The 26,408-nt window shown below is 35.8% G+C and carries 30 protein-coding genes and 2 pseudogenes; 13 read left to right on the forward strand and 19 right to left on the reverse strand.

Annotated features, from left to right (window positions below; genetic code table 11):
- The first annotated feature begins 171 nt into the window (after positions 1-171).
- Positions 172-525: a helix-turn-helix transcriptional regulator gene (locus HT717_RS04760; protein ID WP_001227347.1), complete on the forward strand. Its 354-nt coding sequence runs from the start codon at positions 172-174 to the stop codon at positions 523-525.
- 59 nt (positions 526-584) lie between these two features.
- On the opposite strand, the gene HT717_RS04765 is transcribed toward HT717_RS04760, so the two are convergent.
- From HT717_RS04765 to HT717_RS04835, 15 genes are all read right to left on the reverse strand, one after another.
- Complete coding sequence (locus tag HT717_RS04765) at positions 585-752, reverse strand: cysteine-rich KTR domain-containing protein (RefSeq protein ID WP_000336323.1); 168 nt, start codon at positions 750-752, stop codon at positions 585-587.
- Between the two features lie 118 nt (positions 753-870).
- Positions 871-2,790: a tetracycline resistance ribosomal protection protein Tet(M) gene (gene tet(M), locus HT717_RS04770; protein ID WP_000691744.1), complete on the reverse strand. Its 1,920-nt coding sequence runs from the start codon at positions 2,788-2,790 to the stop codon at positions 871-873.
- A gap of 15 nt (positions 2,791-2,805) precedes the next feature.
- Positions 2,806-2,922 carry a tetracycline resistance determinant leader peptide gene (locus HT717_RS04775; protein WP_001814923.1) on the reverse strand — a complete coding sequence of 39 codons (117 nt, stop codon included), beginning with the start codon at positions 2,920-2,922 and terminating at the stop codon, positions 2,806-2,808.
- Positions 2,923-3,166: 244 nt separating this feature from the next.
- A complete protein-coding gene (locus tag HT717_RS04780) occupies positions 3,167-4,081 on the reverse strand; it encodes a conjugal transfer protein (protein WP_044793435.1) in 915 nt (304 codons plus the stop codon).
- Positions 4,082-4,095: 14 nt separating this feature from the next.
- On the reverse strand, positions 4,096-5,097 hold the full coding sequence (locus HT717_RS04785; protein ID WP_020224359.1) for a bifunctional lysozyme/C40 family peptidase: 1,002 nt from the start codon (positions 5,095-5,097) through the stop codon (positions 4,096-4,098).
- Positions 5,094-7,277, reverse strand: coding sequence for a membrane protein (locus HT717_RS04790; protein ID WP_002345008.1), 2,184 nt, complete (start codon positions 7,275-7,277; stop codon positions 5,094-5,096). Before HT717_RS04790 ends, HT717_RS04785 begins: the two co-directional genes overlap by 4 nt.
- A gap of 2 nt (positions 7,278-7,279) precedes the next feature.
- Positions 7,280-9,727 (reverse strand): ATP-binding protein, encoded by a 2,448-nt coding sequence (locus tag HT717_RS04795; RefSeq protein ID WP_000331148.1) that lies wholly within the window; start codon positions 9,725-9,727, stop codon positions 7,280-7,282.
- A complete protein-coding gene (locus HT717_RS04800) occupies positions 9,711-10,103 on the reverse strand; it encodes a conjugal transfer protein (protein WP_000723888.1) in 393 nt (130 codons plus the stop codon). Before HT717_RS04800 ends, HT717_RS04795 begins: the two co-directional genes overlap by 17 nt.
- 88 nt (positions 10,104-10,191) lie before the next feature.
- On the reverse strand, positions 10,192-10,689 hold the full coding sequence (locus HT717_RS04805; protein WP_000342539.1) for an antirestriction protein ArdA: 498 nt from the start codon (positions 10,687-10,689) through the stop codon (positions 10,192-10,194).
- A 116-nt stretch (positions 10,690-10,805) separates the two neighbouring features.
- On the reverse strand, positions 10,806-11,027 hold the full coding sequence (locus HT717_RS04810) for a hypothetical protein (protein ID WP_001009056.1): 222 nt from the start codon (positions 11,025-11,027) through the stop codon (positions 10,806-10,808).
- Positions 11,028-11,069: 42 nt separating this feature from the next.
- Complete coding sequence (gene mobT / locus HT717_RS04815; protein WP_000398284.1) at positions 11,070-12,275, reverse strand: MobT family relaxase; 1,206 nt, start codon at positions 12,273-12,275, stop codon at positions 11,070-11,072.
- 22 nt (positions 12,276-12,297) lie between these two features.
- Positions 12,298-12,450, reverse strand: a complete 153-nt coding sequence (locus tag HT717_RS04820) for a hypothetical protein (RefSeq protein ID WP_000879507.1) — start codon at positions 12,448-12,450, stop codon at positions 12,298-12,300.
- A 2-nt stretch (positions 12,451-12,452) separates the two neighbouring features.
- Positions 12,453-13,835 carry an FtsK/SpoIIIE domain-containing protein gene (locus HT717_RS04825; RefSeq protein ID WP_016398735.1) on the reverse strand — a complete coding sequence of 461 codons (1,383 nt, stop codon included), beginning with the start codon at positions 13,833-13,835 and terminating at the stop codon, positions 12,453-12,455.
- A 28-nt stretch (positions 13,836-13,863) separates the two neighbouring features.
- Positions 13,864-14,250, reverse strand: a complete 387-nt coding sequence (locus tag HT717_RS04830; RefSeq protein WP_000985015.1) for a YdcP family protein — start codon at positions 14,248-14,250, stop codon at positions 13,864-13,866.
- 15 nt (positions 14,251-14,265) lie between these two features.
- A complete protein-coding gene (locus HT717_RS04835; RefSeq protein WP_000420682.1) occupies positions 14,266-14,580 on the reverse strand; it encodes a YdcP family protein in 315 nt (104 codons plus the stop codon).
- Between the two features lie 305 nt (positions 14,581-14,885).
- Between HT717_RS04835 and HT717_RS04840 the strand changes: the two genes are divergently transcribed.
- Positions 14,886-15,599, forward strand: coding sequence for an insulinase family protein (locus HT717_RS04840; protein WP_050078398.1), 714 nt, complete (start codon positions 14,886-14,888; stop codon positions 15,597-15,599).
- Here the strand turns inward: HT717_RS04840 and HT717_RS04845 are convergent.
- Both HT717_RS04845 and HT717_RS04850 read right to left on the reverse strand, forming a co-directional pair.
- The gene (locus HT717_RS04845; protein WP_050296671.1) at positions 15,578-16,447 is read right to left on the reverse strand and encodes an Rgg/GadR/MutR family transcriptional regulator; all 870 of its coding nucleotides are present in this window, start codon (positions 16,445-16,447) and stop codon (positions 15,578-15,580) included. The genes HT717_RS04840 and HT717_RS04845 overlap by 22 nt on opposite strands.
- A gap of 66 nt (positions 16,448-16,513) precedes the next feature.
- Positions 16,514-16,642, reverse strand: a pseudogene (locus HT717_RS04850) (peptidylprolyl isomerase); the annotation flags it as partial.
- A 1,093-nt stretch (positions 16,643-17,735) separates the two neighbouring features.
- Between HT717_RS04850 and HT717_RS04855 the strand changes: the two are divergent.
- From HT717_RS04855 to HT717_RS04895, 9 genes are all read left to right on the forward strand, one after another.
- On the forward strand, positions 17,736-18,263 hold the full coding sequence (locus HT717_RS04855; protein WP_173304544.1) for a peptidylprolyl isomerase: 528 nt from the start codon (positions 17,736-17,738) through the stop codon (positions 18,261-18,263).
- A gap of 9 nt (positions 18,264-18,272) precedes the next feature.
- The gene (locus HT717_RS04860; RefSeq protein ID WP_078238485.1) at positions 18,273-19,358 is read left to right on the forward strand and encodes a toprim domain-containing protein; all 1,086 of its coding nucleotides are present in this window, start codon (positions 18,273-18,275) and stop codon (positions 19,356-19,358) included.
- A 50-nt stretch (positions 19,359-19,408) separates the two neighbouring features.
- Positions 19,409-19,642, forward strand: coding sequence for a DUF5965 family protein (locus tag HT717_RS04865; RefSeq protein ID WP_002933293.1), 234 nt, complete (start codon positions 19,409-19,411; stop codon positions 19,640-19,642).
- Positions 19,639-20,022, forward strand: a complete 384-nt coding sequence (locus HT717_RS04870; protein WP_024057778.1) for a DUF5945 family protein — start codon at positions 19,639-19,641, stop codon at positions 20,020-20,022. The genes HT717_RS04865 and HT717_RS04870 overlap by 4 nt, the downstream gene beginning before the upstream one ends.
- A 37-nt stretch (positions 20,023-20,059) precedes the next feature.
- Positions 20,060-20,332, forward strand: a complete 273-nt coding sequence (locus tag HT717_RS04875; protein ID WP_024057777.1) for a hypothetical protein — start codon at positions 20,060-20,062, stop codon at positions 20,330-20,332.
- Between the two features lie 70 nt (positions 20,333-20,402).
- Positions 20,403-20,879 (forward strand): type II toxin-antitoxin system antitoxin PezA, encoded by a 477-nt coding sequence (gene pezA, locus HT717_RS04880; protein WP_173304540.1) that lies wholly within the window; start codon positions 20,403-20,405, stop codon positions 20,877-20,879.
- Entirely contained in the window at positions 20,879-21,649 is a 771-nt protein-coding gene (pezT, locus tag HT717_RS04885; protein WP_173304541.1) for a type II toxin-antitoxin system toxin PezT, read from the forward strand. The genes pezA and pezT overlap by 1 nt, the downstream gene beginning before the upstream one ends.
- Before the next feature lie 457 nt (positions 21,650-22,106).
- Positions 22,107-23,453, forward strand: a complete 1,347-nt coding sequence (locus HT717_RS04890; protein WP_000985608.1) for an ATP-binding protein — start codon at positions 22,107-22,109, stop codon at positions 23,451-23,453.
- Entirely contained in the window at positions 23,446-24,198 is a 753-nt protein-coding gene (locus tag HT717_RS04895; RefSeq protein ID WP_004248111.1) for a hypothetical protein, read from the forward strand. The genes HT717_RS04890 and HT717_RS04895 overlap by 8 nt, the downstream gene beginning before the upstream one ends.
- A 46-nt stretch (positions 24,199-24,244) precedes the next feature.
- Here the strand turns inward: HT717_RS04895 and HT717_RS04900 are convergent.
- Both HT717_RS04900 and HT717_RS04905 read right to left on the reverse strand, forming a co-directional pair.
- Positions 24,245-24,750: pseudogene (locus tag HT717_RS04900) on the reverse strand (IS30 family transposase); the annotation flags it as partial.
- Between the two features lie 305 nt (positions 24,751-25,055).
- Positions 25,056-25,445: a hypothetical protein gene (locus tag HT717_RS04905; protein ID WP_173304542.1), complete on the reverse strand. Its 390-nt coding sequence runs from the start codon at positions 25,443-25,445 to the stop codon at positions 25,056-25,058.
- A 200-nt stretch (positions 25,446-25,645) separates the two neighbouring features.
- Here HT717_RS04905 and HT717_RS04910 point away from each other — a divergent pair, with 200 nt between their 5' ends.
- Together HT717_RS04910 and HT717_RS04915 are read left to right on the forward strand one after the other, a co-directional pair.
- The gene (locus HT717_RS04910; protein WP_153225841.1) at positions 25,646-25,978 is read left to right on the forward strand and encodes a LytTR family DNA-binding domain-containing protein; all 333 of its coding nucleotides are present in this window, start codon (positions 25,646-25,648) and stop codon (positions 25,976-25,978) included.
- A 10-nt stretch (positions 25,979-25,988) separates the two neighbouring features.
- Positions 25,989-26,408: response regulator (locus HT717_RS04915; RefSeq protein ID WP_173304543.1), on the forward strand; the 420-nt coding region annotated here is incomplete at its 3' end.

Raw genomic sequence — 26,408 nt, forward strand, 5'->3', positions numbered from 1 at the left:
AAGTTCATAGATTTGAACTTTATCATCATAAGTTAATTTCATAATAAAAACACCCCAAAAGTTAGATTTTTTCTGTCTAACTTTTGGGGTGCAGTTCAAACCATATAACACGTTTTTCTATACCTGTTTTTAATTCAGTAGGAACAATAAAATGTATAGAGGTGGTCTACTATGCGTAAAAAAGAAGATAAATATGATTTTAGAGCCTTTGGTTTAGCCATTAAAGAAGCTCGATTGAAACGAGGTTTAACTCGTGAACAAGTGGGAGCATTGATTGAAATTGACCCACGGTACTTAACTAATATTGAAAATAAAGGGCAACACCCCAGCATACAAGTTCTTTATGACCTTGTATCGTTACTTCATGTTTCCGTTGATGAATTTTTCTTACCTGCTAATAACTTGGTAAAAAGCACCCGACGATTACAGATAGAGAAATACATGGATAGCTTTACAGACAAAGAACTATCCTTAATGGAATCTTTAGCCAGCGGTATCAACGAAGCAAGAAACATCGAAGACTAATTAAAAGAATCCATACATAACGGAAAGAGCCGATAAAATGAGATTGTATTAATCTCATTTTATCGGCTCTGCGTCTTTGCGTCTGGCTCTGTAATCACAGTTACTTTGAACTGCTTTATTTCAATTAAATTTTCTTGTCTGCATTTCGGACAATAGAGGGGGAATTTTTTTAATTCAGTATCTTCCCTTATCTTTAATCGTGTTTTATTTCCACATACAGGACACAATATCCACTTGTAGTTTATAATAACTATCTCCTCCTTTACACTTTAATTCAAATCTTTATTAAAAAATATTTCATCTTATTTGACAAGAAACCATATTTATATAACAACATAAAATACACTAAGTTATTTTATTGAACATATATCGTACTTTATCTATCCGACTATTTGGACGACGGGGCTGGCAAACAGGTTCACCGGTAGTAACATGGTACCCTTTTAACTCTGTTAAACAAACACTACGTCCATTTGTAAAGAAAGTTAAATCACTACGATATTCTTGAATACACCGAGCAGGGATTTCTCCACTAAGAATGACCTCATTATTTTTCAATTGAGTGTCTACGATGTTCGCACAATATTTAGGAGCATCGTTGTATGCTCGTGAAAGATATTCCTGTGGCGCATAAATTTTAAAACTAAGATATGGCTCTAACAATTCTGTTCCAGCTTTTTTTAAGACTTGTTCCAATACAATAGGAGCAAGCATCCGAAAATCTGCTGGGGTACTAACAGGGCTATAGTATAAGCCATACTTAAAACAGATTTTACAGTCCGTCACATTCCAACCATATAATCCTTGTTCGCAACCATAGCGTATCCCTTCCATAACTGCATTTTGAAATGATTGATTTAAGTATCCAAGAGAAACCGAGCTCTCATACTGCATTCCACTTCCCAACGGAAGCGGCGATACAGATAAACCAATGGAAGCCCAGAAAGGATTTGGCGGAACTTCGATGTGAATGGTATACTCTGCTTTTTTTAACGGTCTTTCCATATAAATGACTGTAGGCTCTTTTATTTCTATCTCCACATGATACTTTTCTTGCAGCAGAGCACAAGTCACTTCCATTTGTACTTTCCCTAAGAAAGAAAGTATGATTTCATGTGTCGCAGAATCCACATAATATCGCAGAAGCGGGTCACTGTCGGAGATTTCTAAAAGTGCATCAAGTAACATTTCCCTTTGTTGAGGTTTGCTCGGTTCAACAGTCGTTTGCAGCAGAGGGAGGGGATTTTCAATTCTCTCTCTCTGTGGCAATAGCTTTGTATCTCCAAGAACACTATTTAACTTCAAAAACTCATTCTGCAAAATAACAATTTCCCCGGAATAAGCCTTATCGATTTTACATAATTCACCATTTATTGAAGTATACATTTCTGTAATTTTTATTTTTTCCTTTTCCGATATTCTAACCGAATCTCGCAAATGCAGTACGCCACTATAAAGACGTATATATGCAAGACGCTGTCTTTTTTCCGAATACTCAATTTTGAAAACTTTTCCGCAAAGTTCAGACTGACCTCGATGTGTTGATGAATAAAATTTATTCGTAATCACTTCTATAAGGTTATCAATCCCTATATTGTTTTTTGCACTTCCGTGATAAACAGGGAACAGAGAACAATTCTGAAATCTTATGCTTTCCTCTTGTTCGAGTTCCAATGCTTCTAATGATTTACCGGACATATATTTCTCTAAAAGGTCATCGTTTCCCTCTATTACCGTATCCCATTGTTCAGATTCGGTAAAGTTCGTCACACACATATTAGGATACAGTTCTACCTTCTGTTTGATTACAATTTCGGCAGAAAGTTTCTCTTTAATATCCTGATAAACCGTTGATAAATCAATTCCATTTTGGTCAATCTTATTGATAAAAAAGATTGTGGGAATCCCCATTTTCCTAAGTGCATGAAATAATATACGAGTTTGTGCTTGTACGCCATCTTTTGCAGAAATCAGTAGAATTGCCCCATCTAAAACTGATAATGAACGATATACTTCTGCTAAGAAATCCATATGTCCTGGCGTGTCTATGATGTTCACCTTCGTATTTTCCCACTGAAAAGAGGTTATTCCTGTCTGAATTGTAATTCCTCTCTGACGTTCTAAAAGCGTATTATCCGTCCTCGTTGTACCTTTGTCCACGCTTCCTAATTCTGTAATCGCTCCACTGTTATATAATAAGCTTTCTGTTAAGGTAGTTTTTCCTGCATCAACATGAGCTAAAACTCCAATATTAATAATTTTCATGTGATTTTCCTCCATTCAAAAACCCAAAAGGGCATAAAAATCCCAGTGATAAATACTTTTATCACTGGGATTTTTATGCATAACCATAGGCATACAAAGCATACAGATATTCTCCGGATACTTTAGAATCACATGATAAAGGTATTCTTAAACTGGGTACAAAAAACTAAGCCCTCCTAAAAAAGGACATCCAATTATTTGTTCCCACTATCAAATTGACAGTTTATTTAAGAATACCTTGCCGCATATTTATTAACTCCTTTTAAATAGATACTTAAATAATAGCACGTAAGAGCATATTTGTCAAGGAATCTCCAATTTTTTATCAAAGAGAGTACGTGATTACAAAATAGCTGTAATAATGTACCAATATTTGTTATTCTATAATCTTCCAATTACTCCCGTTCTTTTCAAGTACCAAATCAAATTGAGATACCTGCGTTGCTTTGGTCTGCTGGTCGATATACTCCACTGTCAGCGATACCGTGACTTGATTATCCTTACGATTGTGAATAGGATTTACCAGTTCTTGAAAGATGTACTCTTTTCCGATTGGTTTTAATATCCCGTCATTCACATAGTAGGAAAGTTCACTGGCTGTCGCTGTAGGATAGAGCTTGAAGAACGTCGTTAAAAACTCATTGATTTCATTGGTTGTAATGGAATCAACCGTCCCCTCACTTTCAATGGCTTTTGGTTTATAACTTGATTTCTTAGGTATGTTGGTAATGGTCGGATTCTTAACCAGTACCATATTTCCAGAACCATCTACATAGACACTCACTATATAAGCAGAGTGGACGGTCTTTGTATTTTCTCCCTCTGTAATGAGCTGGTCTACACTGTAGGTTACATCAAATTGATTGTCGCCATCTGCTTCTACCGTCCATATCTGAAATCCTTTTACAGAAGACGATACAGGAATATCTTTACGAACTGTATCGACATTCAGAGCTTGAAGTTCCTCTGTCAGATATGCTTTCAGGTTTTCTATGCGATTATCAATGGACTTGTCGTTTAGTTCCCATGAATAGTAGACTTTCGCAAAGTTCTCTACAAAATTTTCCACATGATGAGTATCGACATATTCCTTTTCTATGATGGTGGTTTCATGAATGGTATGGGTATCAATGGCTGTAAAGTGCTTGAATATCGCAAAGCTGAAACTAAGTCCTAAAAGTACCCATAGGACAATCACAACCTTTTTACGAGGATTGACCTTATAGACACGAGGTTTCTTTTCCTTTGGTGTCTGTTTTTCTGTATTCTGATTTTTTCCGAATTTCATCATTGAATCGTCCTTTCTTATTGTTTGATTCGTCCTGCTCCCACTAAATGCTGTTGCCAGTAAGAGCTTGTTAAGTCGGCATAACCGATAGGGTCGCCTGCATGAAACATACGGTTATCGCCTAAATAAATCCCGATATGAGTAATATAAGAGCCAGCGTTATAGGTAGAATGAAAGAAAACCAAATCGCCGGCTTTTGCTTCCAATAATGGGATATGCCGGGTTACATCATATTGCTGTTGTGCTGTTCGTGGTAAGTTGATTCCAGCTTTTCCATACGTCCATTGTGTCAGTCCGCTACAATCAAAAGAGGTAGTCGGGGAAGCTCCGCCATAGACATACTTCCAGCCTTCAAATTTCAGAGCTTCGTCCATGATGGCTTGTACTGTATCATCATTAAACTCTGTTGTGACAAGATACTGCGTTACCAGTTGCACATAAAACATATTCCCGTAATTGTATCGCCAGCCCCCATTGATAGGTATGGCTATGGGATTGGGGTAAGACACTTTTTCGTCACCCGAATACTCTTTTGAGAAACTTTGAGCCAGTTCAAAGGTATATTTATTCCCACGATTAGCCACATATCCTAAGAAACCACCACCATAATTGTAGGACTGGATAACCGATTCTAAATCTACACCAAGCCTTTCGCTACTGGCTAATAACTCACTGAAATACTTCACACCTTGCTTAATGGATTCTTCTGTACTCAATGAATTAGGTGGAAGACCGAGGGATTCCGAGGACTGCATAACATCTTCTGCTGTACCACCCGATTCCACCTGTATAATCGCAAGAAGTATATTGACGTATTCTTCAATTCCATATTCTTTGGCAACTTTTTCTACCATAGGCTTATGAGCCAGCACTTCTGCGGAAACATCCACACCGCCATAGTGAATGTTGGAAAAACCGCCATCTTGTTCATCTGAAAATAAAATGGCGACAAACAGAAGCAGTGAGAAGACCATCAAGAATAATCCCGAACCACCAATCACTAAAGTTTTCAGCTTCATGGTTTCTTACTGCCTTTCTTAATGGTGGCGGTTTTGATTGGTGGTCTACTTTTTGTATTTTGTAGTGGTACTCTTTGAACAGTAGACTGACGTTCTTTTGTGATTGAACGTTGTGAAGCTCTATCTGTTGGTGCAGTTGAAGTTACTGGCTTTTGAACCGTTCTTTCTTGAACTGTATTACTTTGACGTTCCGTTTTTAAACTTGAAGAATCGGACTTAACTGTTGGACGCTCTTGTTTGGCTTGTTGAGATTCCCTATAGGAAGCCTGTACAGTTGTTTGCCTTGAAGTCTGTCCATCATGAGATTGTTCTTGCTTAGTGGCTGGTCTTTCATGAACGGAAGAAGCTGGCTGTTTTTTCTGTTTGACCTGTTCCATTTCAGAGCGACGCTCCGCAATGGTTTTCCGTCTTTGTTCCTGCTGTTTCTTGCGTCCACTGGCTTTATCCGCTTTGGTTTGAGAAATACTTCTGGTTAAATCATGGACATTATCCGTCACTTTAGATTTTCCTTGATATACTGCATATCTTGCATTGGTCGGCAAATCCTTAACCTGTTCTTTCAAATTACCAGCAGTATCTACCATTCTGTCTTTGGTATCAGCTACTGTACCGATGGTTTGACCGATACGCTTTCCTAGTGTTGATTTTTCCTGCCCGTTTGGTCGAGAGTGATCTGCTTGTGTACTCGCAGAACTTCCCGAACCCGACTGTCCTTTTTTACCCGTAGCACTGGCAATGGCAGACCCAGCCCCTAAAGCAGTCACGGAGCGTCCAAGTTTCCGCTGTAGACGGTGCATGTGAGCGTGCATAAGCATACGAGGTTTTCTCATCATACGACTTCCCACACTTTGAGAATCGTTACTCTGTAGAGAAAACATACTCATTAAATCGCCCAGCTTAAAGTAGATTCCTGCAAAGGTCACAATCTGTAGAAAAGCAATCAAAAAGAACGGATAACCAGCCGATAAGGTATAGAGCATGGTTGAAATACTAAATGCTGTCGTAATAATCAATGTGATTCCAGCTCGTGTCAAAATGGTATTAAAGAGCTTTGTTATGGCTCGTTTTGACATACCATCAAATGATGGAATCATGCTTAAAATAAAGCTCACAGGCAGAAACATAGCATAGATGATAAAAAGTACCTGCGAGAAAATCATGATTCCTGTTAATAGGAATACAAATATGGAAATCCCAATATTGAAGACAAATAGGAAGAAGACTGTACCTAAACGGTTAATCGTCTTTGTAATCGTCATATTGGTATTGCTTCTATCTTCAATTTCTTCCGCAACAATTTTTTCTCTGTCTTCCCCATTGTTGGAATCTGGACTGGTTGAGAGCAGGCTTTCCACACGGTCAATACCAATACTTTCAATGTCTGAACTGTTATATTGAAGCAGTAGCCACGGTTGCTGAACCTGTATGGAAAATAGGCTGTCACGTATCAAGTCCACACTGTCCTTGCCTTGACTATCTGAATGGGGCATGACAATTTTTGTACCCAGTGACAAACTAGCGTTGCTGATGTCTGATGAAAAGTCATTGATTTTCTTAATATAATCGGGAGCATAGGCAATAAAGGAAGCCGATAGGATAAAAACCAGCACAAAATTCATGAGGGCATGAATTGCCTTTGTGGTTTCTCTCTTTATCAGTCCTGTATAGGCAACATAAACCCCAAGAACCAAAATCAAGAGTAAAAGGAATCCAACATAGAAACCCTCTGTTGATAGTCCACTAGGCGTAACCCCTGCAAGGGTCTGCATATTCTTGCCAATGGAATCTGCTGTAGCGGAAATGAAGTCTAAGGAATAGGCTTCCTGTACTAAGTAACCCGTCGCATTGGAAACATAAAGACTGATTGTCCAAATAAAATTGGTAATGGCATATAGTCCATACATGACTTGTTTTCCAATTCCGTCCGACCAGTTCCACGGTAGCCAGCCCCAGCTATTATCCACATAAAAATCCAGTTGATAGTTTTCAAGTGGGTATCGGCTGTATTCATTTGCCACATTGACCGTATCATCTACCAAGCCCGCAGCTTGAACCACCGTTCCCAGCATGGCTAAAAGAAAAATGGCAATCACAAGTGTGAAAGCCACTGTCATTGCCACTTTACCTAGACGTTTCAGCGTCCAGTTTGATTTTATTCTGTTTAATATTGATGGTTTCACATTTACACCTCTTTTCGCACAGGTGGTCTGGTATCAAAGGCATGGAGCAGTTCTTCAAATACAGGGTGGAACTGTATCACACCGACACGACCATATAAATCACTGATAAGGCATTGCCCGTTTTCCAAATCACGCAATCGCTTCTGATTGTTTTCGTCCTCTGGGTCTACACCAAAAAAGGCAAGGGTTTTTTTAATCTCGTTAAGGTCAGTGGAACGAAAGGCAAATTTTAAGCCGAGGTTATTTTTCAGTTTTTCATCTAAGAGGTCATCTGTATTTTGGGTCACGAAATATACCCCAGCGTTCATAGCACGACCAGCACGAACCAGCTTCATAGATAGTGTTTTCCCTTGTGCCACCTGTAAGAAGCTCCATGCTTCGTCTAAGTCTACAATCTTGAAAATACTTCGGTCTGTATGGATAAAGTCCAACGCAAAGGTACTAATGACAATCAGCATTGCTACCGATAGTAACTCCATTGTGGTATATTCCTCAAAGGAAGTTTCCTTGTCAGGAAGTACCAAGTCGGCAACCTGTATAATGTTCAGTTGTTTTTCAAGGCTGATAGACTGCTCTACATAACCATCACTAAAAAGCAGATGGGCAAAGTCATAGTCTGTAAAACTTTCGATATGGTCGGCTATGCTGGTACTTAGTGGCGTATTCTCAACCCGTAATTCTTCAATCACTTTCATCAACCCTCGCACTTCACTATTGGTTACTGCACGAATGGCTTTTCTAAGGATTGGGAAGCGTTCCCCATCACGAGAGGAAATCCCCGTAAGGAATGTCAAAATATCAATAGCCAGTGATTCAGAATCTTTGGTATTTTTCATAATTACATAAGGGTCAAGTAAGCCTTTGTTTTTCTCATCAGAAGTCAGATTGACGATATTGATTTCATGGGAAATCTCTGGCAAGGTTTCTTTCCATCTGCCACGTTCTGCTTTTGGGTCTACAATCACTGCTTGTGCCCCATAAAGCACTGCATAATAGACGATAAGGTTATTCGCAAAGGATTTACCACCACCCAGCGAACCGACAAAGGCAGACGCTAACGCATTGGTTACTGAACCCTTAACCCCTTGACTGGCAAGAGCAGGTTTCAGATAGACATTGCGTCCAGTATCTAAGCTGTAGCCAACATAAATCCCCTCATTTTCACCCAGCATTTGAGTAGCACCAAAACCTAAACCAGCGAGGAAATCAGAGGTCACGTATTGAATATAGTCATTCATATATCTTTTGCTGGCAGGTAAAAATTCTTCATGTAAGCCCAGCATATCCCCAAAAGGTCGTACCAGTTTCACGCTCAAATCATCATAGAAATCTTTCACTTCATTACAACGACGTTTAAGTTCGTCAAGGTCATTTGCTGATACCCTTACAACATAGGACAGCTTATACATAGATTCCTTGCTTTGGTCTAAATTGGTTTCCAGCTCGTTCACACTTTCCAGAGCTTCCGCCACATTAGAGCTGGTTTCATTATCACTTTGCCATGCGTGGTTATCCAAGTCTTTCAGTTCTTTCTTTTTATTGCGGACAGTAGATAGGGCTTTACGATTCGCTACAATTTCCACATTCATTGACGTATCAATCGGAAAGGTAAATTGCTGTTGCTGGTAGTAGAAGATTTCAGAGGACGGGAAGTCCAGTTCGCCGACAATACTGTTGATGGTAAAGTAAGCTACATAGGCGGTTTCGTCTTCCTGCTGGATTTTCAAATATCGCTGTTTTTCTTCCACCAGACAGCGAGTAGGCTTAATGAGGTCATAGGTTTTAATCAGTGTTTCATGTTCCAGCTTTTTCTTTGATAGAGGATACTCATACTCTTCATAGGCAGTGCCTGTCTGTCCGTAAAGGTGTTCAATCAGATAGCCGAAGTCGTCCTTATCTAATCTTCGGATTTTGAAACGACGGGAGATTTTATTTTCTAAAAGCTTTTCCATCTTCTGAAAACGCAGGATTTCATCATTACTCATACTAACAAAATCGCCCATCAGCTTATGGTTCACATCATAGACAAAATCAGTAAAAGCATTTTTTGCTTCAACGGTAAGACTTTTCATAGAAAACTCCTGATCGTTGAGAAGCAACTTAAAACCGATAAAGAAACGGTAGTCCACTTGATTTTCGCCAATCATGGATATTAAAGCGTCTGTCTGTTGGTCGATTTTGTCATAGGCAACCGTTTTGAGCTTTCCAGTGACTTCATTTTTGGAACGTTCTTGTGCAGAAAGTATGCTGGATTCTGTACTGATTTGTAAAGCATGAATCTTGCCATCACGATTTTGTGCGATAAGCTGTCTGAAAGAATCATGTACTTGTATTTTCTGTTCCGGACTTAGAAATGAGTAATTGTAGGGAACAAGCTCATAGTAAGCGTAACATTCCCCATCTTTATTCCAGACCAGATTGTTTTCAATATATTTAATTGGATATGCCATAAAATTCACTCCTAACTGCTGTAATGGCTTCTTGTGGCTGGTTTCTGCCAAGCGTTACTTTTTTTCCTGCATAGGTCAGCTTTGGTCGCAGTGCATAAGCAATGACAGACTTCAAAAATCCATAAGGCTTTTTACCATCAAAAGTTTTTGTAGACATAAACCATGTGAAAGCCACAGGAATCCCAAAGTATTTGAGAAATGCTCCCTCTATCATGGAAAGAGGGGGCAAGTTGCCAAGTATCATCACTGCAAAGAGTGACACGACAAACCATGTCATTTGCGTAAAGGTTATGGGAAACGGAAGTCTAAAATCATTGATAGAATACAGTACCTTTTCCACAGACCAGATACTGGTATAGCTTCGTATTTTCTTCATGTAATCAATCCTTTCATAAAAAATAGGGGTAGCTGATTGAGCCACCCCGTAAAATAGAAAATCTGCCAGTAGTAATGTACCGACAGATTTAATAGACGATTTCAAAAATCCCATGATTGGTTGAGATAAACGTTCCTGAAAGGTCTAAATCCCGACCATAGGCTTGATAATCAATATAGTTTTGAAGACTAGCTGGTACTTCGCCTAAAGCACCCGTTTCTTCAATGTAGTAGCGTGCCACGTCATACATATCATCACAATCGGAATGAATGATAATATCCTCTTGATGTTCGCTTAGTTCTTCAATGCTTGAAAAATGAGTGAGCAGAGCAGATAGCTCCGATTGTAATTCTTCGGGTAATTCCGATACCATTTCCCATAGTCGATTGAGTTCGCCAATGGAAGTGTATTCGTCAACCGTAAAGGGTAACTCGTAGTCATGAATGGCGTATTCCTCATATTCATCATTCAAGCCGATTTTCTCTTTGACTTCCTCAAAGTCAATGGGAAAGGTAAACCACGCACCGACCAATTCGCCCTCATTGTATTTGCCTAAATTCGCAATATAGACTTGCATATCGTCCATATATTCACGTCCTTTCTTTGTAGAGATTCAAAAATCCCTACCGCACTTCGTTTGGTGTACCATTCCTTTGCGGAACATAAGAAAACCACTTATATTCCACAAAAGAACGGTTTTATTTAAGCACCAATAATGCGATTGAATAGCTCTAGTAAAATGTCTTTTACTCCAGCAGCGTTGAAGACTAAGCCAACCGCAATAATCGCAATAATTAAAAAGCCAATCAGTTTGCTAAACTCACGCTTGAAGCCAAGATACAAGCCAATCACAACGATTGCTAAAAGCACCAGTGATTGAGCGTTTGATAGAAACCAGTTATAAAGGTTTTGTCCAAAATTCATAAAAATGTTCTCCTCTCTATATTCAATGAATTTGTATTTGAGTTATTTTTTTGTTGTTATCACGTCCTGTTCTTTTACTGACTGTTGCTTCAAAATCTGCTTGTGTCGGTCTGTCAGTTTCGCATGGTCGAGAATGTCTTTTACAACCTGCGTCTGGTTGATTTCATCAAGTTTAATCGCAACCTTTAAGGTCGGGGCAACTTGATGAGATAGCCAGTTCAGCGTCCTTTGGAAGGAGTAAGGCTCTGGTTTTGTGGTTAGTTTTAATCGTTCACGATTGTTCCCAATAAACCAAGCCCATTCTTCATTCAGTTTCCAATCAGAACGAGGTTTGGAATCGTCTTTATCTACAAAACGGATATACCGATTGATAATTTTAAAGGCGGTATGCTCTGGATTGTCATAGACGAGTAAATCACGGACTGCATAATAGGCACGCTCATTTTTCAATCGAATCTCAAAACGGTTTTTTACTTCTGCGTCTTCAATGGGAATATCATTTTTCTTGTACTGCTCGTAGTCCTTTTCATAGATACAGAAATAAACTTCACTTTGTAATGAACCGATATAGAGGGTGTTTCCCATACATTCCTTTTCCTCTTTGCGTACCAGTTCGCCACTGCGATAGCTTTTAAAACTGCGGAAGACGGAGATACATTCTTCCTGTTGGCACTTTTCAGTGAGTACAGGGATATTCAAAATCCCTGTCTTATCGTTAATGGCAAGGTCAAGGCGTTTCATCACACCGCCAGCCACCAAAACGTCCATAAAGAACTCATACCAGCTTCTTTGTTGTGCCAGAAGATAGCTTTCAAATTGTCTGCACCCACGACCTTTCAATTCCACCAGAACTCCTTTGTCCAGTTCATGGGAGCAAAGGACGAATATGTCGCCTAAAGCATAATGCTCTGAATAAGAATAGAAACCATAGTCCTCATGAAGAAAATAGGACAGTTTCAGTTGTAAGATGTTTTCGACCACCTGCTGTACGTCTGTTGTCGGAAAGCGAATCCTTACATAATCAAACAGCATTTCAAGGGGAGCGTCGGGATTGAAGCGTTCCAGAGCTTCCCAAAGGGACTGCTGTAAATCCTCTGATGGCTTGACTTTTCCTGTTTCAATATCGCTTAGATACTGCCTTGTAATACCAGTCGCAACAGCTAAACGGTTTTGAGATAGTCCATAAGCCAAGCGTTTTTCTTTTAAATGCTGTAACCAAGTTTGTTCATTCAGTAAAAATCCCTCCAATCAAAAAGGCGTATGTCAACTTTTAAAGCCCATTTGACATACGCTGAAATTTTGTAAATCCCTTGTAACCAAAGGATTTTCTAATGTTTTTTTGACTGTTTCCTGTCGATTTGTACCCCCCTGTTAGATACGGGGGGTTAAGTGCTGGCGTGGCTATTGCCACACCAGCCAGCAAGATCAGTCCACACCTGCGACTTCCGCTTCGCACGTCGCCTGCGTGGACTGTCTGCTGTTGGATAACTTTTTAATTTCCTCCAAGAAATCATATCCTTTTGGTACAAGGGGAGTATAAAACTCTGATATGACACTTGTTCCTACATCAACATAGCCACGACCTTTGATTCGCTTTAAGAAGAAATCCTTTTGTACGTCACTGCCAAACATCATGCCATAGCCCATTTCAGACATACGACCTAAAGCCACTCTGAAATTAAACTGATCACGGATTCCGTCGCCTAAATATTTTGCGTCTGGACGTTGACAAGCCAGTATTAGAAAGAAGCCAGCTTGACGACCTAACATGACAATCTGTTTCAGCTTATTCATAACTGCGGTGTTTTCTTTTGTTCCCAGCATTTCCATGAAAGCGACGTATTCATCAAAGATTAAGAAGTGTGCCGGGAGACCTAAGTAAGCATAATTTTTGCCAGTCTTATAGTTCTTCATCTGCTTCATTTCCTCACTACGTTTCATCATTTCTTCATAGAATGTTTCAATGCAAGAAAGCAAGTCTTCTTTTCTATAGTAGACATTTGCCATCACAGAACCTAAGTCCGCAAGGTCAGCATTTTTCGGGTCAAGAATATACAGTTTTGAATCTGTATGAAGCAAGGCTTCAATCAGTGTCAGTATAAAGTAAGTTTTACCGCCACCTGTACCACCAGCAATCAACATATGAGGGAGCTTATCATATTCCCACCATACGTTTTTCATTAAGCGAAGTTTACCATCTTTAGCTTCTACTTCATCAATAGAAATACGACTGGCTATGGTGTCATAGAGCAAAGTATATTCCACATAGGAATCCTTTAACTCTTTATCCGTCAGCTCACAGTACAAGCCACTCTCTAATTTCTTTTCCAAGTGTAAGAGTTGGTCTTGATATTTTCCCAGCGTGATTTCCACCCGTATCTGTATCAAGCCATTTTTAAGTCGATAATACATTTTAGGGAAGTAGGTTATCTTTTTTGTACGACCAGCACTATCTTTAAAGAAACCCTCTGTTTTGACCTGTTCAGATTCATACCACTTGTTTTCAAGTATCATCTTTGCCAGTTTTTGACGGTGGTAAAGTTGTTTAACCGTATCATAGCGAACCCGTTTGAATACAAACGCTACCAGCAAGCAGATAAGAATTGCGACACTGAAACTGATAATTAAATAGGGAATGTCAATCTTATCTGCTTGTGATAGGTTAAAATCCTGCCAGTTGATCTGCTGGATTGTCTTCACATGAAACAGTCCGACAACCAGCAGGAAAACAGGCAGGAGTGACGCTATCGTAAAATGAAAGACTAAATCTTTACCAGATGGGCGAATCCTTTTACCACGCTGTTTCATGCGAAAAAGTCTCCTTTCTACCTAGCGACTATTTGTCTTGTGTCGGTTCTTTCTTTGCTTGTGGTTGAGCTTTGAATGAACTAGAATCCTTTGTCAGCACAATATCGTCTGCCTTGATATACCAGTCAACATCTGCTCCTTGATAGGTGGCAGTAGCAACGGTGTCCGCAATGGGATTGATAAGTTCCACCCGTGCGTTATAATCAAACTCTTTCAAAGGCACGCTGGCAGGAATACTTACTTGAATCATGCGTCCTTGTCCTTTGGATTTTAAGTCATAGGTACGTTCCTTGATTTCATCTGAAACCGACCCGTCTTCATTTTGGATTCTCACTTCACGACGTAGAGCAGAGAATTTCAATTCTCCAAAAGTCGTGTCTTTATCTAATACAATGCCATTTGCTAATCTCATCATTTTTCCTCTCTTTCTTTATTCTTTTATCATGTCGTCAGCATGTAAAAGGTAATTTGTAAAACCACGAGTGCCGATTTTGTAGCCCTCTGCGGTAATACGTGGATTGACTAACTTCACACGTTCCTCAAAGCCGAAATGTTTTTCGCCAGCTTCAGCAGGAAGCACCACCACAATATCATCTGCTCTTTGAACATCAGAATAGAGATTATAGCTTCTTGATAAGACAGTTAGCCGTCCGTTGATTCTTCGCTGAACGACTTTATCCTCGCCAGCAAATTCTAAATTGCCGAATGTTTTTTCCATGTTGGGAATCACAAATTTAAGTTCCATATTTTTACCTATCCTTTCTTTTTTATTGGCTGAATGAATGTTTGATGGTCTTAAAGAGTGGGGAACGACCTTTTGATTCTTGATTTTTTGTTTTCATAAGTTCACTTCCTTTCAAAATCGGGTAAAAAAATAGACACCTCATTTTTTGAAGTGTCTACCTATTAAATATTCAAATTTTATTGGAAGTATCTTTATATCTTCACTTTTCAAGGATAAATCGTCGTATCAAAGCTCATTCATAAGTAGTAAATTAGTAGTAAATTGAGTGGTTTTGACCTTGATAAAGTGTGATAAGTCCAGTTTTTATGCGGATAACTAGATTTTTATGCTATTTTTATATAAAAAATATTCAAGCAGGAGAATTCCAGATTGCTATTGCTGGTCCAAGTTTTCTACAAAGTGAAATCATAAGTATTGAAAATATGTTACCTTTAAGTGGATCATCTGTAGAAATTAACTCTCCGGCTTTTTCAACTGGTTTAACGGAATTAGATAAACAACAAGAACTTTCTGAAATTTCTATGTATCTAGATATATCTGGTATGGTAGCATCATCTCATGAAATGGCAATGTTAAGTATCTTAAACTCGATGTTAACTGGTATTAAAGATTCATTATTAGGCCATAAGTTAAGGACACAAAAGCAATGGATATATAGTATTGTATCATACCCAATATTTTATAGTAATATGACTTTACTAAAAATAGTAACTATAACACCTACAATCTATAAGAAAAAATTGATTAAAACACTGGAGAACAATCTTGTTAATGAATCCGATTTATCTGATGAACTATTATTTTATAAGGCTAAAAAAAGAGTAATCAATGAATTGTACATAAATTGTGAAGTTAATAAAAATGAATATTTAAAAACAATTTGTAGAGAAAAATTATTTGATATTCCAAGTTGGGATAGTATTGCTGAAGAGCTGGAATTGATTTCTTTAGATGAATTAAAAAGTTTTTCAAAAAAAGCAATTATTCAAAATAGGAATTACCACATTGTAATAAAATGATAATATTTTTTTTTGTAGTAATCTTTATAATTTTTGTATAATGTTTTATTGAATAATTCAAAAATTTTTAAAGCATCTTCTATTTTTAAAATTGATTTTTGATTATGATGAAATTTAAGTTCAAAAAATCCTTCTAAATACAAAAGAATAGTTTGTTCAAAAAAATCTGTGGAATTAGATAATATATTCTTAGTAGCTTGTTCTAAAAATAAAGCTTCCTCATATAAGCTGTTTTCAATCATAATAAGAAGTGAATTAAGAAGTAATTGAACGAGAGCTTGTTTATTTCTAGGTATAGAACTATACAACTTTCCTTTTTTAAGCGCCTCTTTGGCATATCTAAATAATAAATTTGGTAATATTGCTCGACAACAATTTCCAAGAATAAGAATTTCGTAATATCCCCAGTTTTCAACAGAAAATAAATAATTAGTAAGATAAGAGGTGTCTTGATTACTCAATTGATGAGTATTATCAATTCCATAGATAATACTTTCAATGAAAATAGCGTTTAACTTATGATAATGAGATTTGGTTTCTCTAAACAGTTCCATCTCTTTACTTACCATATTAAGTAATGATTTGATTTCTTGATTGTATGCAGCCTGTTGAACTAAGCGTATCAAGGTATTGAAGTCTGAAGGCTGATAATTATTACATGAAAGCAAAAACTCCTCTAGTGTTACACCTATTTTTTCAAGTAGATATAATAATTTAAAAAATGAGATTTCTGTCTCTCCTAATTCAAATCTAGATATTTGAGACTTTGAAATTTCTGCACCTGCTAATGAAGAAATAGAAATACCTTTTCCTTCTCGTATTTTTCTATAAGTTTCACCTATAATCATATTTATCTCCATTTACCATAAAAAATCATTAGAAAGCGTGACAGATTATGAAAAAATACTATCAAATTCGATTTCTTTGCGACTTTGTTTAGCAGTAGAATGTTGCCCAGCAGTATATCCCATCATGAGAATAAAGCTAGTTGCAGCCACTGCTCCAACACTAATTAAGGCTTTAGTTTTGACTTTATTTAACATCTTAGACCTTCTTTCTATAAAAACTAGGTCAAGAATAACAAAAAGAACTTGTAAGTTTTATCACATCACAACGAAAGGTAATTCCTACATTTCAGGCGCAAAATCGTACAGTTCAGAGAAAAAAATAAAACTAGCTGTCTTTGAAGTATAATAGACTTATTGGAAAAAAATAAAATGCATACTGTACTATGCTATACTATAGTTAAGAAAACTATTTACAAAAGATCATGCAACTAACTTCTGAGAACTTTAAATTATTTATTAGTGTAAAAAAGGACACCTTCCCAACGAAGATATCCTGTCTAAATAAAGCTTATAAAACCAAACACTATAAAGGAGGACGTCCAAAAACGCTAAGTCTATAAAAACAGTTGATGCTAAACTTGCGTTATTTATTCTATTGACCAACTCTACGTCTCCTAGCTTTTGATTTTGGTCTTGGATTAGCGACAGTCACCGAACGATAATATTGGTAGAAGATACTCTTCGTTCTTCAGGTCTATTTGCCTTAGACAACTTAAAAGCAGCAAGTGTCACTATAGCTATTGATGTCATAGAAAGTCCTATTTCAACGTCCTAAAAGAAACCAAAGTAAAATTATTCAGGAAAAAAGAGACACACCATGAAGACACAAATCATACTCGATTTAACACCACTTCATGCCTGCTAATTAGTTTTTTAAGAAGGTCATACACATGATTTTACTCTTTTTAAGAAAGGATAGGTCAAGTTTGCCAGAGCAATCACTTGATTTTCTGTATTTGGATTATTTATGCATTATGAATATTCATAATATAACCTTCATTCCTGTTAAAAATTCTAAAAAGCATCTATTGACTGAAGAGGATAAGAAGTTTAATAGAGATACTTGTAATACGTATTAAAATTGAGCATTTTAATGCTAAGTATAAAACTTTTCAATTTATGGAATCATCAACTATGAGTTAAAATAATTTTCGAACAAAGGCTGTCCAAAAAACTTGATATAATGCGTTTTATTATGGGAATATTCATTTCATTTACTCCTGAAATTGAGTTTTTACCCAGACTCATTAATGTTATTGATATAATCCAATAATAATGATAATATCAAATAGTAATAAAAAAATTGGCTGCAGCTAAACTTGTAGAGGACAAACAAGCAGAAGATAAGGCAAGTATTTTGTCATCAGATACTGTAAAAGAATTTTTGACACAGTACTATACGAAAGAAAAACTAGGGGAAAATAATATACGTATTCAACCTTATATGACTGAATCGGCTTATTCTCAAGAATTGACAAGTCAAAACGATGCCATGAATCAAGTGTATAAGGACTATATTTTGGATTATCATTTTGAAAAAGCTGATATCTTTGTCAATCAGACTACGAATCAAGCCATTGCCATGGTCTCTTATAATGTAACCTATGTATCCGATTTAAAGAATGCCAACCAATCAAAGACCAATCAGACAGAAACCAGAACGGTTAAATTGTCCTATTCTAAACTACCTGGTAAGTTATTGGTCAATCAAGTGCAGGTTTGGAAATCTGGATTAGATGATTTAGATAAGACAACTCCCAAAACCTTAGAAGAATCATCATCAGTTCCATCATTGCCAAATACTACGACAAAATGATGATATTGCATGGAAATAGAAGAATGTAAGCAAATTTCAATTCTTGATGTAGCCAATCGTTTAGGTATCTCCTTTAAACAAGTTTCTAGTTTTGTCTATGAACATCCTGAACACGATTCATTTCGGATTTTTTCGAATACCAATACTTTTAAATGGTTTTCAAGAGATATTCAAGGTGATGTCATTGATTTTGTTCGACTTGTTAAGGGAATTTCCTTTAAAGAAGCTCTAGCTTTTCTTTCTGAAGAACCTTTTCAAAAAGAAGCTGTTCAAGAAAAAAGAGAGAAACCATTTTATTATCCTTTAAAGGGAATAGAAGATTCTAACTGTAGTCTGGCCAGATATTACTTAACAGAATGTAGAGGAATTTCAGAAGAAATCGTACAAAAGATGATTCAACAAGGTTTGATAGTACAAGCTCGTTGGAAAACAAATGAAACTGTTGAACCTGTTATTGTTTTTAAAAGTTTTGATCATCGTCACAAGATGCAGGCAGCAAGCTTACAAGGGATTTATAAGAATCATTCTCTTCCTAGAGAGAGGTTAAAAACGATTCTAAAAGGAAGCCATGGACATGTTGGAATATCCTTTGACATTGGTAAACCAAATAGACTGGTCTTTTGTGAATCGTTCATCGACTTGATGAGCTATTACGAACTGCATCAACAAAATCTATCAGATGTTCGTTTGGTATCTATGGAGGGATTAAAAAGATCTGTTGTGGCTTATCAAACTTTACGACTGATAGCTGAAGAAAATCAGAAGTTGGAATTTTTAGATACAGTAATACCTTCAAAGTTATTGCCTTTGATGAATACAATTCGTGATACCACCAGCTATTTTGATAATCATCCTGATTTATTGACACTTGCGGTAGATTGTGATGATGCAGGAAAAGATTTTTCTGATAAGTTATCTGAATCAGGATTTCCTGTTTTACTGGATTTACCTGATAATGAATCTGGGAAAGTAAAGATAGACTGGAATGATGTTCTTAGAGAAAAGAAATCAGATTTACAATTGATACTTGAGACTGCAAAAGAGACATTGAGGAATCAACCAGTAAGACAAACCTCTCAATGTTTAGAATTGTGATAACAAAATCAAGATGTTTTAGCTAATATTAGAATGAAGGAGGATCGTATATGACCATAATCGAACGCTTAGAAGAAAAGGTCACTAGGCAAGAAAGCAAGGTAGCAAGAGAGTCAGAAAAACTAGCTGCTTACAAAGAACAACTGGAGACAGCGATGTTTGCGACGTTCAAAAGGCGTCAAAGCATTAGTCACATGAGTTTTGAAGAAGCTCTTGACCATGCATTTGGCAAAGAAAGACAATTCGATGATTCTGAATTTAGAAAGGATGAAATGAGTGAATGACAAAAGATTGGAATTTTAATCAACCATTAGAAAGCAAATCAGAAAATCAAGAAGATCCAGATAAAATTGCGGCCTTATTTGGAAATCATCAAGGAGGTAATGATGTAAATTATGAAGCAGCTTTTCAAAAGCGAAAACAAGCACCTGTGACGGAATCAAATTCTAGTTCTAAACCCAAAATTACAGAGGTTAGAACAGGAAAAGAGACAGATATCACTACAAGTTATCAGCAACATCTTAAAAGACTTATTGCGGATAACAATAGTGATATTCAAAGTAGTCAAAAGAAAATTGAAGAGCTACATACGTTGATTGACACAAAGAATAAAGACAATAAGAAATTGCAGTCCATTTATGATGCGATTTCAGAATTACACTAAGCAGTCCTGATAGGCTGCTTTTTTTGAGAGGTTATAGATGTTTACAAAACTTTTTAAGAAAAACCAAGACAATAGTGATGTATTTAAGAAGCTAATTCATAGACTATCTGATATGTCTGTCCAAGATCTTGAAAAAATAGACCGACTGCTAGATATCATTTTCATTCCAGATCAAGGATCAGAACAACTAAAAACAGAATCAACTTATAGAGAAGAAACTTTGGACGACACATTAAAGGAAGCAAAGAATCAACTTCATAAGGAACAATTGGAAAAGAATTTAGAGAGATTTAGGAAAAACAGTCAATAATGCACCAAAAATGGTGCATTTACTTTTTCTAAATGTTATAATGGTGGTATAAAAATAAAAGGAGTTTGCCATGATTGGAAAGAACATAAAATCCTTACGTAAAACACATGACTTAACACAACCCGAATTTGCACGGATTGTAGGTATTTCACGAAATAGTCTGAGTCGTTATGAAAATGGAACGAGTTCAGTCTCTACCGAATTAATAGACATCATTTGTCAGAAGTTTAATGTATCTTATGTCGATATTGTAGGAGAAGATAAAATGCTGAATCCTGTTGAAGATTATGAATTGACTTTAAAAATTGAAATAGTGAAAGAAAGAGGTGCTAATCTATTATCTCGAATCTATCGTTATCAAGATAGTCAGGGAATTAGCATTGATGATGAATCTAATCCTTGGATTTTAATGAGTGATGATCTATCTGACTTGATTCATACGAATATCTATTTAGTAGAGAATTTTGATGAAATAGAGAGGTATAGCGGCTATTTGGATGGAATTGAACGTATGTTAGAGATATCTGAAAAACGGATGGTAGCCTAATGGAAATCCAAGATTATACCGATAGTGAATTCAAACATGCTTTAGAGAGGAACCTTCGCTCTCTGACAAGAGGAAAAAAGTCCAGTAAGCAACCTATAGCGATTTTGCTTGGAGGGCAAAGTGGTGCTGGTAAGACTACAATTCATCGAATTAAACAGAAAGAATTTCAAGGAAATATTGTTATCATAGATGGCGATAGTTTTCGTTCTCAGCATCCACACTATTTAGAACTGCAGCAAGTATATGGTAAAGATAGTGTTGAATACACTAAAGATTTTGCAGGAAAAATGGTAGAGTCTTTAGTAACAAAATTGAGTAGTTTGGGATACAATCTTTTGATAGAGGGAACTTTACGAACAGTTGATGTTCCAAAGAAAACAGCACAACTCTTGAAAAATAAGGGATATGAAGTACAATTAGCCTTGATTGCGACAAAGCCTAAGCTGTCCTATCTGAGCACCCTTATCCGATACGAAGAACTGTACGCTATTAATCCAAATCAAGCACGCGCAACTCCAAAAGAACATCATGATTTCATTGTAAATCATCTAGTTGATAATACACGGCAATTGGAAGAACTAGCTATCTTTGAAAGAATTCAAATTTATCAACGAGATAGAAGTTGTGTATATGATTCAAAAGAAAATACAACTCCAGCAGCAACCGTTCTTCATGATTTACTATTTGGAGAATGGAATCAAGTGGAGAAAGAGATGCTTAAATCTGGAGAAGAAAGATTGAAAGATTTATCTAATCGAAATGGTTGTTAGAACACAAATTTCAAAGTAAAGTCTACTGATAACTTTTGTTAGTTGTGTGAGGTGGTCGAAAATTTTTTAGAACCAAAAGTGTATTGACCCAAAAAGTTAAACAAATAATTTAGACAATGGATTTAGTTCTATACTGCACAAGGCTAAGTCCTTTTCTACTTGCCTCCGTGAGCTGACCTGGTTTTCGCCCTTGTATCACGCTACCAGTATGATTCGGATTATATGGGGTGGGGAGGTGATAGGTCTGTCTTTTCATCTTATCTGGTTGATAGGCTTGGCACATTTAATGACAGTCATTCCCATGTATATGTTGAATCTTAGTTATTATAGATAACTAAACCTTTTTGTCTTGTTTTTTTAAAAAACAAGACAAAAAAGGAATTTTTTATATCATTTTTCTTTTTTTCTTTATAAAAAAGTGATATAATAATGTTGAAATATTTAGGAGTTATCGAAAATGGCAATTAAATTGAGAGAACTGACAATTGAACAAATAAAAAATGTAGATCATGGCAATATAAAGTTTTATGATAGTAATGGATACATTAATCTTTTGGGTATTTATGGTCAAAATGGATCAGGTAAAACAACAGTAGTGGACGCTATGGATATTTTAAAAACTATTATGGCAGGAAAATCTATTCCTGAAGATAGTTTTGGGATTTTCAATACGAGTGAAGAGCGTCTGCCAAAGATTTGTATAGAAATTGAGTCTGAAAATAATCTTCTACTGAGGTATGAGGCTGAGTTTATTTCAGACGAATCTACAGTGGAACAGAATGTATATCTTGCACATGAAATAATATCTTATAAAGAATTTAGACCACGGACACAGTTCAAACGTTTATTTGAGTTTACAATTTTAGAACGAGATGAATCGGGTGAACTAGAAGGAAGCTTGAAGTCACGTTCCAAGTTTATAAGTAAGGATGCTATAGAAGTTTTAGCAGATGCTGCACTAAGAGCTAAATCTTCTGTTCTTTTTTCCCAGGAATTTAAAAACCGATTAGAAAAGCAAGAAGGTAAAGAGATAGAAAAGAAAGCCTACCAGATTCTAGAAGAATTTTGTAGTCATATTCGAATTTATACCCAGCGGTATGCGAATTTGACAGGTATGGGAGCTATGCCTATCAATATTAACTATAAAAATGAGAATCATGCTTTCCAAGGTGGACTACCTGCAATCTTAAATAAAGGAGGTACTCCTATACCGCAAGAACTTCTTACTGTATATGAAGACACCATTCGCTACATGAATGAAATTATTCCTGTTATTATTCCTGATTTAACCTTGAAGATGACCGTGGGAGATTCGACGATTGATTCACAAGAAAATCAATACTATAATGTAAATTTCCTTGCACAACGCAACGGAAAAACTTTTTCCTTAATTCATGAATCTGAAGGAATTAGAAAAATTATCAGTATGATTGGTTTTCTTATTGAAGTCTTCAATAAACCAGGAATTATTGCCTTTATTGATGAAATCGATTCAGGGATATTTGAATATTTATTAGGTGAATTGATGGAAATCTTCTCCAATGATGCCAGTGGACAATTGGTTTTCACTTCACATAATCTTAGAATTTTAGAAATGTTACCAACCCGCAAAATTCGTTTTTCAACGACAAATAGAGAAAATCGATATATCACTCTAAAGGGAGTGAAGATGACGAACAACCTTCGAGACCTATATTTACGTTCTATTCAAATTGGAGGAGCAGATGAAGAGCTTTATAAAGGGCAGAGTCAATCTAAAATGCGACGTGCTCTTAGAAAGGCAGGTAAGTATATCGGTGAGTAAAAAAGAAGAAAAGGTTTTCTTGATTTTTGTTGAAGGAAGTACGGATGCGGACTGCCTGGATTCAATTGTAGATGAATTTAAACAGAAATTAAATTTATCTGATATTACGATAGATATCCAAAATGGAGATATTTTTACTTCGAGTGAAAATGAAAGGAAAAATGGAACTACGATTTTAAAAGACCAATTACTTAGTTATCTAAGAAAGAGCAAATTATCTGCCTCACAGATTGTTCATGTTGCTTTTGTAACAGATACTGATGGTGTATTTATAAATCCTAACGACTATAGCATTGATGCTAGTGTCAATGCTTTTAAATATGATTTGGTAAATAAAAAAATTCTCTTTGAAAATGCAGCTAAAAGAGATAGCGTTCAAAGAATTCGGCAGAAGAAAGCCAAAAAATTAGTATCTGTTATTAAGGAATTGTCTGAAAGTTCATTGACAGTGAAGAAAAAGTCCATTGCATATTCCGTTCATTTTAATTCTATCAATCTTGAACATGTGTTGTTTGATAAGATTTTACCTAGCGAATCCAAAACAGTAGCAGTAGATAATTTATTGGATGATATAGATAATGATCCTTACCAGATGATTGCTATTTTTGAGAGCAAAGCTTTGGGGGAGAATTATATGGATTCTTGGCAACAGATACGTAGATTAGAGATGAATCAGGGTTATACGAATTTGCATATTCTGTTTAAAATATTAGATAGCTTTGAAAAAAATATGGAAGTAGATTAATTTTGACTAGGAATTGAAGTAATTTAATCACTCATAAGAGGTCAAATTACAAGTTTAAGTAAGCCAGCAACAAGTCTTCTCTAGGTGACTTCTAGTTCAAACATTTTTAGGATAGTAATTAATCAAATTTTCAATGAAGTAGATATATTCCTTAGAAAACACATTATACAAGCGGTTGAATTCGTTCCATTATCTACCGTTATGGAACGAATTTGATGTTGTTTTAAGATGAGTTTTAGAGTCTGATTGACCGCCTCAGCGCTTTTATTTCGAATCAATGGGATGATTTGATGCCTGCTCTTTCGATCCGTTAAGACAAGTAAACAGTAGTTTTTCTCTCTTGTAAGTAGAACGGTATCAATCTCATAATGTTCATTCTCCAATCGCAGCTTGATAGCTTCAGGACGCTGTTCGATAGATTTACCAGCGGATTTAAAGTTCGGACTAGCTTGTTTCTTGTTTGCTTTTCCTTTTCTAGGGTAAAGCAGATCCTGTTTCGTTACCCCCCAATTTTCAATGATGAATCCAGTAGTAGATGGTAGAAATACCCATTTAAGGTGGGCGAAAATTTTTTAGAACTAAAAAATGCATAGTTTCAGGTGTTGAAAAACTTGAAATTATGCGTTTTCTTGTGGGAAGATTTACTCAATTTTCTTCAGGAATTGAGATTTTGCCCAGCCTCAAAAGTTCCAATCAATCTCAATAACTCAGAAAAAAGAAGACTGACAAAATATGACTACTTTAAGACAAAACTATAATTTGCTATCAAACTCTAGCATATGGAGGAAGAAATCAAAATTAATGGATAGGTGATTACGGATATAAAGTTATAAAACTTGAAACTTTATTTCATAGACTTAATCACTCTTATCCTTCTTAAATTCATAGAGCTCTTCCAAGTAAAAATGAATTTTTTCTTTAATATATTTTAATGATTTGTTATTAGTTATGTCTATAACACCAAACACACTAAAGTGGTTTCTATAAAGCTCATCATAATCAATCTGACTGCCTATGATGATAACTTCTGATTTTTTTGAACTAAATTGGATAGATTTTAAATAGAGTTTCATTTTTTTAGATGTTAGAGACCCTGATTTTATGATAAAATAAGTAGAAGATTTATATTTGTAGTTAATCTTATGTCCTTGTAAAATTTTTGTATTCTTTTTAAAGAAATAATATTTTAAATACAGAGATAAAATATAGCCAAATAAAGAGTAGTGTAAAATTTGAATTGCCTTCATAGCTTTCCTTTCATTAGATATTAGTTTATCAAATAAAGAAAGATTAATATTATTGAGATACTAAAAAGTATCTATTTTATCATGAAATGTCTAAATTAAGAAAATTTCTACCATTTGAGATAGTATAGAAACCATTTGAGATTTTTATAATTTAATTTCCATCATTCTGATAAGATTAAACTGATTGAAGGAGGCTAAATATGAAAGACTACATTTTATATCAAAATAGAGCTATCGTAAAGGTACCACTCTCTAAAATTTATTATGTTACAACTCACCCAACAAAAGCTCATGCTGTTCTTTTTGTAACAGCCGAAGGGAATTTTGAAGCTTCAACCTCACTAGCTAAAATCGAAGAGGAAAGTGCAGAAGAACTTATTAGATGCCATAGAAAGTTTCTTGTGAATAAAAATAAAATAGCAGGATTTAATCATGAGACAAGAACGATTATGTTTTTGGATGATAGAGTATCAGACATTGCTTGTTCTAGAAGACACTTTACAATATTAAAAAATCAGTGGAAAAATATATAGGAGTGAAGTAGTGAATATTTTTATACTAGAAGATAATTTTTTACAACAGACTAGAATTGAAAATATTGTCAAAAAAATTTTGGTGGATAATAAGATTGAGTATAGGCATTTTGAGGTTTATGGAAAACCTCAACAGCTTTTAGAGGACATTTCAGAGAGAGGAAATCATCAATTATTTTTACTTGATATCGAAATAAAAGATGATGACAAAAGAGGATTAGACGTTGCTAGAGAAATTAGAAAACTTGATTCTCAAGCAGTGATTGCTTTTGTAACATCACATTCTGAGTTTATGCCTGTATCTTTTGAATATTTAGTATCAGCTATTGATTTCATTGATAAAGAATTACCTGAACCATTATTTATCAAACGAATTGAAAATGTTATTTCAAGTGTTAGCGATAATCAAAGAAGAACAGTATCTGAGGAC

Origin of the sequence: Streptococcus sp. 959 (assembly GCF_013277075.1) — a bacterium.
Classification (GTDB): domain Bacteria; phylum Bacillota; class Bacilli; order Lactobacillales; family Streptococcaceae; genus Streptococcus; species Streptococcus pseudopneumoniae_C.